A 16,697-nucleotide genomic window follows, 5' to 3' on the forward strand; every position below is an offset into this window, starting at 1 on the left:
GTGAGGAGGACAAATCGTGTTATATGATCCTATATTGGATACATCCATCAAAACCGATGAACATGACATGACAGATGGGAAGGCTTACTGGATATGGTACCCAGGTCAAAGAGTTGCCCATCTTCATAAAGATAAGATAAAAACATCACAAAAACGATTCAAATATTTAGGCTACCCAGGAACATTTAGGCAGCCTATTTATGTGGCCTATTATAAAAAAACATTGACAGTAGAAAGTAAACAAATTGTTAGATGGGATACGTTAGGCAGCTGCCGTATGCGCATGTCCATTAATGGTATGGAACTTGACATGACCCGCCGTGAAACAGCATTAGAAGCAGGGCATTATAAGCTGTTTGTATCCATTGATTTTGCAGACACCTTGCCTTGTTTTTATATGGAAGGCGGTGACGCCAATACCTCCCACGATTGGTTAGTCAGCCTAGATAAGCAAGTGTGGCAAGAAGCAGCTTATTTACCTGAATACAATAGGAGAGACAGGTCGCCTATGTCAAGCAGGGAGATAAGTATGACAATTGCTCCCAAACATATCACCTGTAGTAGGAACCTGCTGCAGGAAGGTGCACATTATGTCAACCATGATGCAGGTCATATGGTCATTGATTTTGGGTATTATGAATTAGGCAAGGTCACTTGTCAAGCAAAAGGAGAAGGGACACTTAAGATGGTTGTCGGTCAATCCCTTGAAGAAGTGCAGGAATGGGATGACACATTCCTTGAACAGATACAAAAAGATTCGGAAAATATTCAATCAACATGGCAGACTTATGGCTCTTCCACACAAGCTTGCCGTTATGCAAAAATCACATTAACAGGGTCTATTCAGGTAAAGTCTATGATGTTTCATGCCCAGGTTTGGCCTGTTACCTATCATGGTGGTTTTCTTTCTGATGATGCATTACTCAATGCTTGCTGGTCCATGGGTGCAGCAACAGTCCATAGCTGTATGCACGAATTCCTCTTAGATGCGATCTATCGAGATGCCTTGCCTTGGGCACTTGATGGTTTCTGCGCCATGGAAGCTTCAGATTATCTATTTTTTGATGAACAGATAGCTCATCAGCATATCATGTCTCAGATGTTGCCACTCCATTCGGATATGAGTGACTTAGGTGTGATTTATTTGGATTTTCAATTGCATACACTCCTAGGTATAGAATATAATTATCTTGTAAGGAAAAATAAAACGTTCTTAAAAGCATGTAAAAATGTCATGGACCATACGCTGGCAACCTATATGGCACTCCAAGATGCAAGCGGTTTTATTAGCGCATCAACCCTTAAAGGGGCTCATTTTTTCCCTGATTGGGCTGTCAATGAAGCAATAGGTCCGGATGTGTATGGTACACCAAGTTATGTGCAGATGATGTTGATGCATTGTTTTGAATTCGCCGCATATGCATCCGGTATATTGGGTGACGAAACACAACAAGCCCTCTATACGCAACAGGCTCAAAGATTAAGAAAGCATATCGAGGATGTTTTTTATGATCAGGAGCAAGGTGTTTTTCGTAACGGATATTTTAAGAATGGCAAAATGGATGGACGTTTTACAATTTTTTCTCAAGTATTTGGGATCTTATATGATTTGGTTCCAGACGATAAGTATCCGTTAATGGCTCTTGCCATAAAAAATGGTACAGTTAAGAGACACCCATCCATAAGCTTAAACTATTATTTTGAGTTACAAGCCTTGTGTCAATTAGGTGAGACAGACATGGCACTAGCATCTATACGCCGGCATATAGGTGGCATAATAGCCTCTGGGGATGTGCGGGTCTATGAAGATATTCATGCAAAGGGTCTTCGAACACTTGATTTTTATGGTCGCAAGTATGGAAAAAGCCTTTGCCACGGGGTTATGGGTGCAGCACCAGTCACTGCATTAAGTAAATATGTGATGGGTATTCAACCACAATGTACAGAAGGCTTTGACTATTGCTTTAAACCCTTAAAAAGCTCACTTAAAAAAGTAGAAGGCTCCGTACCCACACCGAAAGGGGCTATTCACGTGTATTATGATGAGAAAACCACCCTTATCACCATACCCCAAGGTATAACCGTATATTTACATGATTATGAAACAGAAAAAGGACAAACATCCATTAACGAACAAGGTGAATACCACTTAAGAAAACGCTAAGTCGTCCAATGAAAAATTTATATGAAAGAGGTGGAAAAGGCTATGAGAATTGGCGGTAATATACTATTACCTTATGAGCATCCTGATGAGTGGCTGAAAATTGTAAGAGACTTAGGATACAGTACCGTTTTATCGCCTGTTAAAAAAGAAAATGCAACAGAAGAAGAAATTAAGGCCTATGTAACCCATGCTCGTCAACACAATATTACCATAGGTGAAGTAGGGGTCTGGAATAACCCTATGGCTCTTGATGCACATGTGCGCAAAGAGGCCATTGACTATTGTATCAGACGCTTACATTTAGCCGATGCGCTGGGTGCCAATTGCTGTGTCAACATTGCAGGAGCAAGAGGAGAAGGTTGGGCCAGCCTGTATGAAGCCAACTATACAGATGACACCTATGCACTGGTTGTAGACACCATCAGAGAAATTATTGACGCTGTTAAACCGACAAGAACATGTTATACCATTGAGAGTATGCCATGGATGGTGCCAGATTCACCAGAACAGTATCTAAAGCTTTTAAAAGATGTAGACCGTTCAGCCTTTGGCGTTCATTTAGATTTTGTTAACATGATCAACAGCCCTAAAAAATATGCCCAGAGAGACGCTTTTATCAAGTCTTGCTTTGATTTGCTTGGGCCCCATATTAAAAGCATACACCTGAAGGATATTAAGTTTACAGAAGTGATACCATGCCATCTAGAAGAATGCCAACCGGGTCATGGGGATTTGAATTTTGGGAAGATACTGCAATGGTGTGAAGGTGTGGATACGGATATTTCAGTTTTTGTGGAGCACATGTCCCAACAAGAGGATTATAAACAAGCGGTCAAGTATATACGGGATATAGCAAAAACAGTTCATGTGCATGTGATTTAACCTAAGCTTTTATGCTAAAAGAAAAAGGAGAACAACCAATGAAAATAGGTATATGTGCGTGGGTATTACCCGTAAAAGAAATAGAAGCCATACCATTAGCGAAACATTTTGGATTGGAAGGTATTACCATTGATTATGGCGACGAAAACAAAGGGTTTGTGTTAAGGGATGAAGCCATAAGGGCTGCTTATCTGGAAGCCATTCAAAAACATAATATGGACATACCCACCATGGCGTTGAACCTTTTATGTCAAAGAGGGATGACCAAAAAAGAGAACCATGGTTTTGTGAAAGAGGTGCTTAACGAAAGTATTGAAATTGCTCAATTAATGGGAATACCTAAACTTCAAATACCAAGTTTCTATGATAACCTCATAAGAACAGAGGAAGACCTAGACAATACCATTGACATGTTTCAGTATGCCTGCCATTTAGGCAGTCAATATGATATCGTCATTGGCTCAGAAAGTGTCATGACCATCAAGCAGCATGAAAAGTTCTATCAGGAAGTCCATTCGGAATATTTAACCACCATTTTTGACACCCAGAACCCATGGCGGATGTTGAACCAAGATGGTCTAAGGATGGCCAAGTATATGGCACCTTTTACAGGGGAACTCCATGCAAAAGACAGTCATAGGAATGGACCATTTGAACTACAGCTTGGTGAAGGAGATGTTAACTGTACGGATATTATGAGGTTCTACGCAGCAGCTGGCTATAATGGGTGGATTCAGTTGGAGAGCGCCTATGGCCGTATGCAAGATTATGAAAGGATTTTGAAGAAGGATATTAAGCGGATTAAAGAGATTTGGAGGTAAAATCATGAAAAAGATTAATTGGGGAATCATTGGCTGCGGCGGCATAGCTGCTAAATTTACAACGGGTCTTGCAAGTCTTGAAGACGCAACGTTGATAGCTGTTGGTTCAAGAACACCTGGTAAAGCAAAAGCTTTTGCCCATACATACAACGTCAGCACAAGCTATGATTCTTATGAAGACCTACTAGCCGATGATAGGGTAGATGTGGTTTATGTAGCAACCACCCATAATTTTCATTATGAGAATGTATTACAGTGTTTATTGGCTGGAAAACATGTATTATGTGAAAAGGTCTTTACCATTAATGCAAAACAAGCCCATCACTTACAGCAGGTAGCCATAGAAAAAAAGCTGTTCCTTATGGAAGCCATGTGGACCAGGTTTTTACCAGCAACAAAAGAAATCATGAAAGTAATTGCCGATGGGGTAATTGGTGAAGTGAAGTTCATGGAAGCAGACTTCTCTTTTAAAACAGCCATGGACCCAGAAGGACGTTTTTATAATAGAGCATTGGCTGGCGGTTCACTGATGGACTTGGGCATCTACACCGTCTCTTACGCCAGTATGCTATTTGGCAGACAACCGGCTACCATTAAAACCAATGCTTGTATGACCCCAACAGGCGTAGACGAGCGCAATACCCATATTTTTGAATACCCTGATGGAAAAGCAGCATTACTCACATCTTCCTTTGCTTATTATGCTAGAACACAAGCCCTCATTGCTGGAACCAAAGGTCATATAGAAATACCTGCCTTCTTCCATGCCCAAACATTCATGGTAAAAGCAGGGGACAAAACAATCCACTATGAACTACCTTTTGAATCAAACGGTATGGGTTACGAAGCCATGGAAGTCATGGATTGTATACGAACAGGGCGCTTACAAAGTGATATCATGTCCATGGACGAAACAGTAGCCATTATGGAAACCATGGATGCCATTAGAAAAGAATACGGGTTGGTGTATCCAGAGCATATGGAACGGATCATCACATCATAAAGCATAAGAGGGCTTTACCATCCAGGTATGTGCCCTCTATTGTTGTATCTAGGTACCAGCATGGATACAACAGGCATTTTACATGTTATGAACATGATTTTTACACAACAGGACATTGCTTGTGGAGGCTTAATCCATTATAATAAAATAAGTATGATAACCTATGAAAAATCCATATTGAAAGCAGGGATAACATGATAAACGTATTAGAAAATGACGTACTAAAAATAGAAGTAAATGCTTTAGGCGCTGAATTATCAAGCATGATGATGAAAGAAGATGGTACTGAATATCTATGGCAGGGCGATCCAGCATCATGGAAAAGAAAAGCACCTGTTCTATTTCCTATCGTTGGTGGTCTAAAAGATAATGAGTATTATGTGGATGATAAACGGTATGGATTAAGTCAGCATGGTTTTGCTAGAGACATGGTTTTTACCCTGAAGGAACAATCCAATCAGTCCTTGGTATATGAACTGATGTACTCGGAAGAGACATTGACGAAGTATCCTTATAGATTTGTTTTGACCATTGGGTATACTTTAGAAGGGAACAATTTACATATAGGCTATCAGGTGAAAAATCTAGACACAGATACCATCTATTTTTCAATCGGTGCACACCCAGGTTTCAATGTACCTTTGGAACAAGGTGAGACACTTGAAGATTATTATGTCGCATTTGACCAGCCAGAAACAGTAAGCCGTTATGCGTTAACAGCCAATAACACCGTTGGTATTAAGTGTATACCGTTTCTTCAAGAGGAACAGCAGTTTCATCTGACACAGGATATCTTTCATGAAGGAGCCATCATTCTATTAGACCTTGTATCCAATAAACTGGCTCTTAGAAGCAACAAGAGTGATAAAGCTATTATCATAGCCTATGAAGGGTTTCCATATATGGGTATATGGGGCATGCCCCATCGTTCGCCTTTTGTCTGCCTTGAGCCTTGGTATGGGGTTGCTGATTTTGATGACACGGATAAACAATATAAGACCAAAAAAGGTATTCAAAACTTAGAAGTAGGAGAAGAATTCTCAGCCAGATACACCATGACAATCGAATAAAAAAGCTTCAACATCTATTTTTTTTGTTATAGCCAAATCTTATATAATCATTAAATATTATCCATGATATGAAAAAATTATAGATTCACATGAAGTGAGTCTATTCTTTTTGCCTTTTTTTGGGGGTACAATCATAGCATAAGATAAACAAGAAAGAAATCATGAGTGAAAGGTGGTGGGGTATATGGCAGGCGATCAAGTATTTACAAGTACTGTATTTATTGCAGGATTTATATCATTTTTCTCACCGTGTATATTACCATTATTACCTGTATATATATCTTATTTTGGTGGTGAGGGCGAAGCAAAGCTTAGGAAGATAGGACCTTTGAAGATAAACCCAACAATCGTACTTAGGACATTTTTATTCGTTCTTGGATTAGCCACCAGTTTTGTTCTTCTTGGATTTGGGGCAGGTTCTTTTGGGGCTGTGATTTATAGTAAGACTTTTATTACCATACTGGGTATCATTGTCATTCTATTAGGTATACACCAGACGGGTCTTATTCATGTAAAATTCCTTGAACGGGAAAAGAAATTACAAATTAAGCGAAGTAAAAGGAATGATTTATTTGGTACTTACTTATTAGGATTTGCATTTAGTTTTGGCTGGACCCCATGTATTGGACCGGTTCTTGGAGCAGTACTTGGTATATCCGCTAGTGAAGGGCAAGGCGTATATGGCGCATGGCTCATGTTTATTTATTCACTAGGTATGATGATACCGTTCTTAATTATTAGTATTTTCTCAGATAGTCTTCTGAGACATGTGAAGAAACTGAATAAATACATGCCGGTCATACGTATCGTTGGCGGTATTGTTATTATCATAATGGGTATTCTACTGATGACAGAAAATCTTAATGTGATTATGACATTATTTGAATAAATGATGAATGGAAAGGATGGATGAATAATGACTTATATCAAACAAATGGGTATTGTATTAGCTCTTGTGTTAGTCATAACAGGTTGTGCCAGCAAAGTGGAGGATACAAAAGACAATGGCGACATGATGGATAAGGATCAACAGACAGAAGATATGCAAGATAATCACTCAGATGATGACATGACAGATGATAAGGACATGGATGATGAGATGACAGATGACGCCATGAAGGATGACATGAAAGACAATGCGGAAGACGATGCAATGGCAGTTGAAGTGAAGAATAAAGGTAAAGAAGCCAATGATTTTACATTAACAGATATCAACGGGGAGACACATACCCTTTCAGATTATAAAGGCAAGAAAGTATACTTGAAGTTCTGGGCATCATGGTGTTCCATTTGTGTAGCTGGATTGAGTGAAGGGGATGAATTAGCAGGTGCTGACAATGACTTCGAAGTATTGACCATTGTATCTCCAGGGTTCAGTGGTGAAAAGAATGCAGAAGCCTTTACAGAATGGTTTAATGGTCTTGGTACAGAACACATGAATGTGTTGTTTGATGAAGGCGGGGATATAGCCAAAGCATATGGCGTTAGAGGCTACCCCACATCGGCATACATTGGATCAGATGGTATTTTAGTGAAACAACAACCAGGCCATAACAGTAATGAGAAAATTACGGAAAGCTTTGAAGCAATCTATTAAAGGATTCACTAATATTCTCCTAGGATAAGAGCACCTGCTATCGAGGTGCTTTTACCCGTTTCATTAAAACTAAGTGACCCCTTAATGTTTCCAAAAACGCTAGTCTATAGAATTATTTGATGAGACATACTAAAGAACCAATGTAATAGCATGATTCAGTTTTGACGAGTTTATATAAGAAAGGTGGTAGATGAGATGAAATACGTAGGTGCTATTGCTTTATTGACACTAATCGTTGTCTTAATATCCAGTTGTACATCAGGAACTACCACAGGAGGTGTTAAGGCCAATATGGAACATATGGATACAGCCTATGAAAGTGGGTTACCAGATAATCCCAATGCAGGCATTGACTATTCACAGACCCCATTAAAAGAAATATGGCTGGCAGGTGGATGCTTCTGGGGTATTGAAGCCTATATGGCAAGAATTTATGGTGTAGCAGATGTAACAGTAGGGTATGCTAATGGTAACACCGAAAACCCAACCTACGAAGAAGTCATTGGTGGGTCCGGACATGCAGAAACCGTTCATGTCACCTATGACCCAGAGCGGGTTAATTTAGAAACACTATTGACGTATTTTTTCAGAGTGGTTGACCCTACAAGTGTGAATAAACAAGGAAATGATCGAGGCAGTCAATACCGTTCAGGTATATACTATCAAGATGAGACAGACTTGTCTATCATTGAAGAGGTTATAGCAGAGGAACAGAAAAATCATGATAAAGCCATTGTAACGGAGGTAGAACCTCTAGAGGCTTATGATCTGGCAGAGACATATCACCAAGATTATTTAGAAAAGAATCCCAATGGCTATTGCCATGTGGACTTTAAACATTTAGATGAGGAGGTCATTGTTATCGACGAAAACAAATACAAGAAACCAAGTGATGATGTGTTAAAAGAGACATTAACGGATATACAATATCGTGTGACACAGTTAGATGATACAGAAAGAGCTTTTAGTAATGAGTATTGGGATAACAAAGAAGCTGGTATCTATGTGGATGTAGCAACAGGTGAACCACTCTTTACATCCCTTGATAAGTACGATTCCGGCTGTGGATGGCCCAGCTTTACCAAACCCATTGTGGATGAAGTGGTGCATTACGAAGAAGATACCACATACAACATGGTGAGAACAGAAGTTAGAAGTCGAGCAGGGGACAGTCATCTTGGGCATGTGTTTGACGATGGACCAGAAGATCAAGGCGGAAAACGTTATTGTATCAACAGTGCATCCATCAAATTTATTCCAAAAGATGATATGGAAGCTGAAGGTTATGGCTATCTATTAAGCTTATTTAAGTAAGACATTGCAGTTTTAAAACCTTAAGGCTATAATGGAGATAAGAGTGATTGTTAACCATACATGTATGGCTAAGGTGCTCTTATCTCATTTATTATGTTCCATAAAACCAGAACTTATATGCAAGATATCTATTTCTATAAAGAGAGGGTGATGTCTATCTATAAATTATTAATTGTTGACGATGAGCCGATTGTGAGAAAGGGCATTCGTTCTTTTGTGGATTTTGAAGCATTATCCATTGATCATGTCTTTGAAGCTTCTAATGGTAGTGAAGCATTAACCATTTTCAAGAAAGAATTGCCTCATATGGTGTTAGCAGATATCAACATGCCAAAGATGAATGGTTTGGATTTTGCAGCATTAGCAAAAGAAGTGAAACCCGATGTGAAAATAGCCGTTATTACAGGCTACGATTATTTTGATTATGCAGTAAAGGCCTTAAAAACAGGCATTGATGACTATATTTTAAAACCCGTATCCCGTAAAGACATCTTTGAATTGTTACAAAAACTGGTGGATAAGTTAAGAGAAGAAAAAGTGACATCTGAAATCAACCATGTGGTAAAAGACTTAAAAGACCAATCCGGTATTGATGAGCAGGACACGTATCAAAGCAGGTTATACAATCTTGTGGAAGAGAATATTGGCAATAAAGGTCTAACCTTGAGTCTATTAGCAGAAGAAATGGGACTAAGCGTCGGTTATCTCAGTGGTTTGTTTAAGAAGTTATTTGGGCAATCTTTTAAAGAATATGTATTAGCCAGGCGCTTAGAACGTGCTAAGATACTTCTACTCAGTTCAGACATGAAAAATTATGAAATAACAGACGTGATTGGTTTTGATGACCCCAATTACTTTAGTACGTGTTTTAAGAAAAAGTATGGTGTAGCTCCCAGTAAATACAAAGAAAAAATAAGGAATGATTAAAATGAAGCGACCTCATTTTTTCAAAAAAATACAAGTTCAAGTATCCATGAATGCTTTAGCAGCAGGCTTATTGGCGGTTTTGCTTGTTGGCTTTATTTTGTATTATAGTATGTCGCATATTGTGCTACAACAATCCATTAAGTCCACAGAAATGGCCATTGGAAAAAGCGGTGATTATATTGATCTCTACATTGAACGGTTAAAAGCCATTACGAAGATGATAGCTGAAGATTCCAGAACCATCTTCTATTTAGAAGGAAAAAGGGATACAGCCCTGTGTTCACAGAACGATATGATGGATATGATTAGGACAACCATCAACACGGATCCTTACATAAAATCCATCATCATTGTTGGTAAGAATGGTGAAGTCATTTCCAATGAAGAAGCCCTTAGTATGACCATGTCCAGCGATATGATGAATGAGGAGTGGTATGTAGAGGCCATTCATAGCGGCAGTATGCCACATCTTACTTCTGCTAGAATGCAGAAGTTCTCCATGGATAAAGAAGAATGGGTCATATCCATGAGTAGGGAGATTACCAACAATGAAGGTGAAAATATCGGTGTGATGGTACTGGACGTGCATTACAAAGTCATTGAAGATTATCTGGATAGTTTGGATTTGGGCAGTAAAGGTTGTGCTTTTATCCTTAATGATAGTGGACAAGTAGTGTACCACAAGAATCCAGCCTATTTTAGTGATCCTGTATTGAAAGAGGAGTTAAATGCTATTCGTGATATGGCAATGGGTTACGATGCCAAGATAGAACGTCTTATTGAGCCTTATCCGTTAAAGCATGCCAATTGGACGCTCATTGGTATATCTTCATTGGATGAGTTAGCAGGTGTTAAGCGGCAGCTCATTGAAACGGTGATTATTGTAGGTATCATTATAGCGGTTGTGGTGATTGCTAGTGGTACTTATTTTGCTGGCAAGATTACCAATCCCATCAAACAGTTAGAGCAGGCAATGATGGATATTGAAGATGGGTTAAAGGAAGTTCATATTCGTAAAGACGGTACCTATGAAGTGAATGCCCTAGCCCTTCAATTTAATCGCATGATTGTGCGTATTAGGGAACTGATGCAAGATGTGACGGTGAAAGAGAAGAATATCCGAGAGTATGAATTAAAAGTACTCCATAGTCAAATTAATCCTCATTTTTTATACAACACATTGGATACCATTGTGTGGATGGCAGAATTTGATGATAGCCAAAAGGTTATTGCCATTACAAAAGCTCTTGCCAGCTTTTTTAGACTTTCCCTTAGTGGAGGAAGTGACCGGACGACGGTTAAACATGAATTTGAACATGTGAGGATGTACTTGTTTATTCAAAAAGAAAGATATGGGGATCAATTGACTTATGATTTGAACTATGATGTAGATATTGAGGATTGTCTTATACCGAAGATTATTTTACAGCCAATAGTAGAGAATGCGATTTATCATGGTATTCGGGGGATGGATAAGCCGGGTTATATTGAGGTTACAGCGGAAAAAGTACCAGAGGGTATTGTGTTTACGGTGATGGATAATGGGGTTGGTTTTGATAGGCAGGGTGAAGAACAAGAGGATAGTAGGGGAGAAGAAAAAGTGAAATTAGGTGGGGTCGGTATTCAAAATGTTGATAAGCGTATTAAGTTGTATTATGGTAAGGGATATGGTGTTGAGGTGCAGTCTGAACCAGGTGTAGGGACGACTGTTAGGTTGGTAGTTGGTAGGATGATTAGGGGGTAGATTGGTTTTGATTGGAAATGGAATTGGATTTAAATTTTGTTGAGTTTTTTTGTGGAATTTTTATTGGTAAGTTATGTGCAAGACGTTCGTAGAGGGGGAATGGGTATGTAAAGTCGGTTCCTGTTAAAAGTGTCTAAGAAAAGCTAAGATTCGCGAAAGAGGTATTTCCTAAAGCTTACAACTCCCTAAAGGTCAGACAGGTAAGCTTCTTAACGGAAATACCTCTTTCGCTCACCAAGTTTTTCTAAGACACTTTTAAAAATCACCGACTTTACATACCCATTCCCCCTCTACTGGGGTAGTTGAAGAGCCACAGGCCATGGCGTTTTCTTGTGACTTATGAATTTACTTTGACCATTTGGTAAGTATTGCCTGTAGCCCTTTCAGATTGCCTAGTAGGTAGATGGGTATTGTAAATCCGAGATGTTTAAATAATGGTTAGAAATCCTTAGTGAAAGGAAAGATGAATGACGTTAAGAAACTGAAGTGTTTGAACGCTAGTGAGTTTTCAGTTTTAGGCATTCAGCTTGGAGTGAACTTAGTATTTCTTCCATTATTTAACCTGAACGGATTTATAATACCCATCTACCTACGGAAACCTTGCACAGTGTCTAATCATCATACCTATTTTTTCACCGGATTGACCTTAGCATTTATGTCTTTATAGTTGACAAAACCCATGTAATCCTATAGAATACTATTTAATAATCGAAAGGGGTATTGTAAGTTATGACAATCAATTGCTAATGATAAGAAATCAATAAAAGAAGGATAAGGAACTTACCTAATAGAGGTTTGTTTGTGTTGTCCTTATTGGATTAGCATTGAAGATAACTTATTGTACTAAAATTGATGACTATTAGTGTTGTAATGGCATATAATGGTATATGGGCATGAGTAAGTAGCATGCTCGTGTTTAAATATGGATTTTAGGCTATAAGAAGATGACTTCTTATGGTCTTTTTTATAATCATATAGGCATCTGAGGAAATAAGATTACAGTATTCAATAAGAACCATTAACACCATGTATAGTGGTTATGCTAATTCATGAAAGGGCATGAGATTATTATGTAAGAATACAATGGATTAGGAGTGGTGAATATGAGCCAATTTAGAATGATAAAAGATTATAAAGATATTGAACATATAAGAACAAGTTTTAATAGGTTAGCAAAGGAAACATTTGGTATTGATTTTGAATCATGGTATGCGAGAGGATTTTGGAATGACCGTTATATCTGTTATTCCATGTTGGATGGCGATAGGGTGATTGCGAATATTTCAATGAGTAAATTATCCATTTGTATAGAGGGCAAAACCTATGAAGCCATACAGATTGGAACAGTGATGACCCATCCTGATTATCGAAAACAAGGTCTTGCCAGGCAGTTAATGGAAGCCATCTATAGGGATTATGATGAACGATGTGATTTCTATTATTTATTTGGGAATGATTTTGCATATGATTTTTATCGTAAACTTGGTTTTTCTCCTTCTCAGGAGCATACATTTACAATGGCTTATCATAACCATGAAAAACCTAGTGGTGGTATGCGACAGCTTCATATCAATCAACCAGAGGATTTAGCTCTTATTATGCGCCTAACGAAGAATAAAGCTTATATTGACAAGTCATTTGGCATTAAGGATGAACAGGCTTTGCTATTATTCTATATGTTGTATGTGTATACCGATGATATTTTCTATCTGGAAGACAAGGATACCATTGTGATGTATAAGATTGAGGATGGTGTGTTAGTCCTTATTGATGTAATCAGTGAAAATCAGGTACCTGTTGATTCTTTATTGCCTTATATAGCCACGGAAGACGTGAAACAGGTAGAGTTTTTGTTTACACCGAATATCGATACAACATCTATGGTTGTAAAAGCATTGGAAAAAGAGGATTCGACGACCATGTTTCGACATCTAAACCATACTTTTAATAAGCCATTCAGATTTTCTGCTTGTTCACATGCGTAAAAGGTTGTATAATCTTTGCAGCACTTTAACAGAACGCAGAGATAAATAACTAAAAAATAGGATTGATTTTTTATGGATTTCATGTTAAACTATATCAAGGAAAAACATATGTACATGTCTGAAAGACATATGATGATAGATACACGGTGACAGCATTTAGTTTGTTTTGTATCTTGATAGGTAAGCAATAGATAGAATAAGATTAAAGTGAGGTAAGCAAATGGAATCAAAATTACGTGTAGGTATTATAGGTGCTACTGGTATGGTAGGCCAGCGATTTATTACATTGTTACATGACCACCCTTGGTATGATATTGCTTGTTTAGCAGCAAGCCCACGATCAGCAGGAAAAACATATGCTGAAGCAGTTGATGGACGTTGGGCACAATCCATAGACATCCCTGAGACAGTAGGAAATATGGTTATTAAGGGTGCCGATGACATAGAGGCTATAAGCGATGTAGTGGATTTTGTATTTTGTGCGGTGGACATGGATAAAAAAGCCATTCGTGACTTAGAGGAAGCTTATGCAAAAGCAGATGTACCCGTTGTATCCAACAATTCGGCTCATCGTTGGACAGAAGATGTGCCCATGGTTATTCCTGAGATTAATGATGCACACATTAAGGTTATTGATGACCAGAGAAAACGCCTAGGTACGACGAGAGGATTTATAGCTGTTAAACCCAACTGTTCCATTCAAAGTTATGTGCCTGTAGTGGATGCCCTTATGGCTTACAAACCTACAAAGGTTAATGTATGTACCTATCAAGCTATTTCTGGAGCAGGTAAAACATTTGATAGTTGGCCAGAAATGGTGGATAACATCATTCCGTACATTGGCGGTGAAGAAGAAAAAAGCGAAAAAGAGCCCATGAAATTATGGGGAACCATTGAAAATGGTAAGATTGTTGAAGCAAGTGAGCCAGCCATATCGGCTCAATGTATCCGTGTGCCAGCAGCAGATGGACATATGGCAGCCGTTTCCATATCTTTTGAGAAGAAGCCAGATGTAAAAGAAGTCATTAACTTGTTAAACAACTATGCTGGTAAGCCTCAAGCATTAAACTTACCTTCAGCACCAAAGCAATTTATGAAATACATGGAAGAGGACAGCCGTCCACAGACTAAACTTGACCGAGAGTATGAAAAAGGTATGGGTGTTACAGTTGGGCGTTTTAGAGAGGATAATCTATTTGATTACAAATTCGTCTGTCTATCTCATAATACATTAAGAGGAGCAGCAGGCGGCGCTGTGTTAATTGCAGAATTACTAACTGCTGAAGGCTATATTACAAAAAAATAAATCTTAAGATGTCACAATGAAACATGACTTAGAAATATAAATCAATATGAGAAGGACTGTTGTTAAAGCACTTTGTTCATGCGTAAGGTATGGTATTATTTGCCAAATGCATGAGCAGTGATGATGCTTTATGAACAGTTCTTTTTATTTTACAAGGCAAGACCTCAACTTAAGAAATGAGATAGAAGGGTTGTATTTGTGATAAGGATTACCTAAAGGACAAATCTGATTTGCATAGCCAGAGATAATTGTTTGTTTTGTAATAATTCCCATATATATGCATGATAAGTCAGAAATGATAAGGGTTTTACTGCATTATTTATGTCAGCAATGGATAAGGGATATCTTAAAAAGACTTTACATTTTATGAAAAGTATGGTACTATAAAGTTAGTAAACCGGTTTTTTTACCAATCAATACAAAGATGGTACATAAGGAAAAATAGAAAACATCTTGTGTGGTATATATTTTTTTAGGGATTAGTAAACCGATTTACTAATTAGTTTTCCTTTGTTAAGGTTCGTGTACAAACGACTAAAACACAGAAAATAACAAAATTGCTTTGGAAGGAGAATGGAAAATGCGTAAGAAAATAGTAATCCTATTAAGTCTTGTGATAATGATGGGGGTAATCTTTACAGGTTGTAACAAAAAGGAGACATCAAGTGCAGACACTCAGGATGAAAAGGTAACATTAGGTATATGGTGGGCTTCTCAAGATGAGTTCAAAGCACCCTTATTAGAAGCGATTCGAGAATTTGAAGAGGCTAACCCTCAGATAAAGATTGAACCCGAATGGATGCCTAACTTTGATTATTATGATAAGTATAAGATTGCACTGACAGGGGATCAGGCGCCGGATATTGTCAAGATTGACCATGTCTTTGTTCAATCCTTGGGCTATAATGGCCAAGTTTTTGATTTAGCTGAATTTGGTGCAGACAAAATAAAAGATCAATTTATTCAGTCCACTTGGGATGCAAACATGTATAAGGAGCATGTCTATGCTTTGCCTTTTGATGCCAACACCCTAGCACTTATGTACAATAAAGATATCTTAGATAAGGCTGGTGTAATGCCGCCGACGACACTGGAACAACTCATCGCATCTTCCCAAGCGGTTTCAGAACTTGGCGAAGAAGGTGTATATGGTTATACCATACCTTTTGATCCAGGTAAAAGTGGTTTCCTATCCTTTCAATTCACCAGTTGGATTGCAAGAAATGGGGGCTCAATTTTAAGCGATGATTGGTCAAAAGCTACATTAAACTCACCAGAAGTTATTCAGGCTTTAAAACAAGTGAAATCATTAATTGACACCAAAGCTGCTCCAGCTAATGCATTTATGGAAAATGAGTTTTATGCTGGAAAGATTGGTATGCTGGAAATGGGACCTTGGCATGTACCGACAATCACTAGCCCTGACGCACCTGCAAACTTTGGGATTGTACCTGTCGTATCGCTCAAGGAAGGAGTGGATACCTATGCACCACTTGGCCTTTATAGCTTAGCTATTGCCAAGCAATCCAAACATCCAGAGGAAGCTTATAAGTTTATTGAATTCTTAGCAACTCATGAAAAAATGCAGATTGCTTATTCAAAGACAACCAACCTGATGCCAACATTAAAAGAAGCTTATAAAGATGAATTCTATGATAATGATGTTTGGAAAATCTTTATTACCCAATTGGAAAAGACAGTTTCTCGACCTGGATCACCTGCGTGGCCATTAATTGATGAAGCAATTAGCGATGCGATCCAAGAAGTTTTGACAGACACAAAATCACCTGAAGATGCACTAAAAAATGCTGAAGAAAAAATCAACAAGGAACTGGAGAAATTACAATAAGAGACGTTCAGAAGAGGAATTATTAGGAAAAACAA

Annotated in this window: 13 protein-coding genes; all 13 read left to right on the forward strand. The window is 38.3% G+C overall.

All coding sequences use genetic code 11. The features are described 5' to 3' along the window. Nucleotides 1-16 precede the first annotated feature (16 nt). Nucleotides 17-2,164: a hypothetical protein gene (locus HZI73_RS09260; protein WP_212697965.1), complete on the forward strand. Its 2,148-nt coding sequence runs from the start codon at nt 17-19 to the stop codon at nt 2,162-2,164. 42 nt (nt 2,165-2,206) lie between these two features. Beyond that, nucleotides 2,207-3,046: a sugar phosphate isomerase/epimerase family protein gene (locus HZI73_RS09265; protein WP_212697966.1), complete on the forward strand. Its 840-nt coding sequence runs from the start codon at nt 2,207-2,209 to the stop codon at nt 3,044-3,046. A gap of 38 nt (nt 3,047-3,084) precedes the next feature. Further along, on the forward strand, nt 3,085-3,867 hold the full coding sequence (locus tag HZI73_RS09270) for a sugar phosphate isomerase/epimerase family protein (protein WP_212697967.1): 783 nt from the start codon (nt 3,085-3,087) through the stop codon (nt 3,865-3,867). A 4-nt stretch (nt 3,868-3,871) separates the two neighbouring features. Continuing rightward, the gene (locus HZI73_RS09275; RefSeq protein ID WP_212697968.1) at nt 3,872-4,870 is read left to right on the forward strand and encodes a Gfo/Idh/MocA family protein; all 999 of its coding nucleotides are present in this window, start codon (nt 3,872-3,874) and stop codon (nt 4,868-4,870) included. A 194-nt stretch (nt 4,871-5,064) separates the two neighbouring features. Beyond that, nucleotides 5,065-5,940 (forward strand): aldose 1-epimerase family protein, encoded by an 876-nt coding sequence (locus tag HZI73_RS09280; RefSeq protein WP_212697969.1) that lies wholly within the window; start codon nt 5,065-5,067, stop codon nt 5,938-5,940. 184 nt (nt 5,941-6,124) lie between these two features. Next, entirely contained in the window at nt 6,125-6,829 is a 705-nt protein-coding gene (locus tag HZI73_RS09285; RefSeq protein ID WP_212697970.1) for a cytochrome c biogenesis CcdA family protein, read from the forward strand. A gap of 27 nt (nt 6,830-6,856) precedes the next feature. Continuing rightward, nucleotides 6,857-7,537 carry a TlpA family protein disulfide reductase gene (locus tag HZI73_RS09290; RefSeq protein ID WP_212697971.1) on the forward strand — a complete coding sequence of 227 codons (681 nt, stop codon included), beginning with the start codon at nt 6,857-6,859 and terminating at the stop codon, nt 7,535-7,537. Between the two features lie 195 nt (nt 7,538-7,732). Beyond that, nucleotides 7,733-8,851, forward strand: coding sequence for a peptide-methionine (R)-S-oxide reductase MsrB (msrB, locus tag HZI73_RS09295; protein WP_212697972.1), 1,119 nt, complete (start codon nt 7,733-7,735; stop codon nt 8,849-8,851). A 150-nt stretch (nt 8,852-9,001) separates the two neighbouring features. After that, a complete protein-coding gene (locus HZI73_RS09300) occupies nt 9,002-9,778 on the forward strand; it encodes a response regulator transcription factor (RefSeq protein ID WP_246552433.1) in 777 nt (258 codons plus the stop codon). After that, nucleotides 9,771-11,522, forward strand: a complete 1,752-nt coding sequence (locus HZI73_RS09305; protein WP_212697973.1) for a cache domain-containing sensor histidine kinase — start codon at nt 9,771-9,773, stop codon at nt 11,520-11,522. The genes HZI73_RS09300 and HZI73_RS09305 overlap by 8 nt, the downstream gene beginning before the upstream one ends. A 1,103-nt stretch (nt 11,523-12,625) precedes the next feature. After that, nucleotides 12,626-13,507, forward strand: a complete 882-nt coding sequence (locus HZI73_RS09310) for a GNAT family N-acetyltransferase (protein WP_212697974.1) — start codon at nt 12,626-12,628, stop codon at nt 13,505-13,507. 220 nt (nt 13,508-13,727) lie between these two features. Then, on the forward strand, nt 13,728-14,813 hold the full coding sequence (gene asd / locus HZI73_RS09315) for an aspartate-semialdehyde dehydrogenase (protein ID WP_212697975.1): 1,086 nt from the start codon (nt 13,728-13,730) through the stop codon (nt 14,811-14,813). Nucleotides 14,814-15,393: 580 nt separating this feature from the next. Continuing rightward, on the forward strand, nt 15,394-16,662 hold the full coding sequence (locus tag HZI73_RS09320; RefSeq protein ID WP_212697976.1) for a sugar ABC transporter substrate-binding protein: 1,269 nt from the start codon (nt 15,394-15,396) through the stop codon (nt 16,660-16,662). Nucleotides 16,663-16,697: the final 35 nt, after the last annotated feature.

Origin of the sequence: Vallitalea pronyensis, from assembly GCF_018141445.1 — a bacterium.
In the GTDB taxonomy this organism is placed as follows: domain Bacteria; phylum Bacillota; class Clostridia; order Lachnospirales; family Vallitaleaceae; genus Vallitalea; species Vallitalea pronyensis.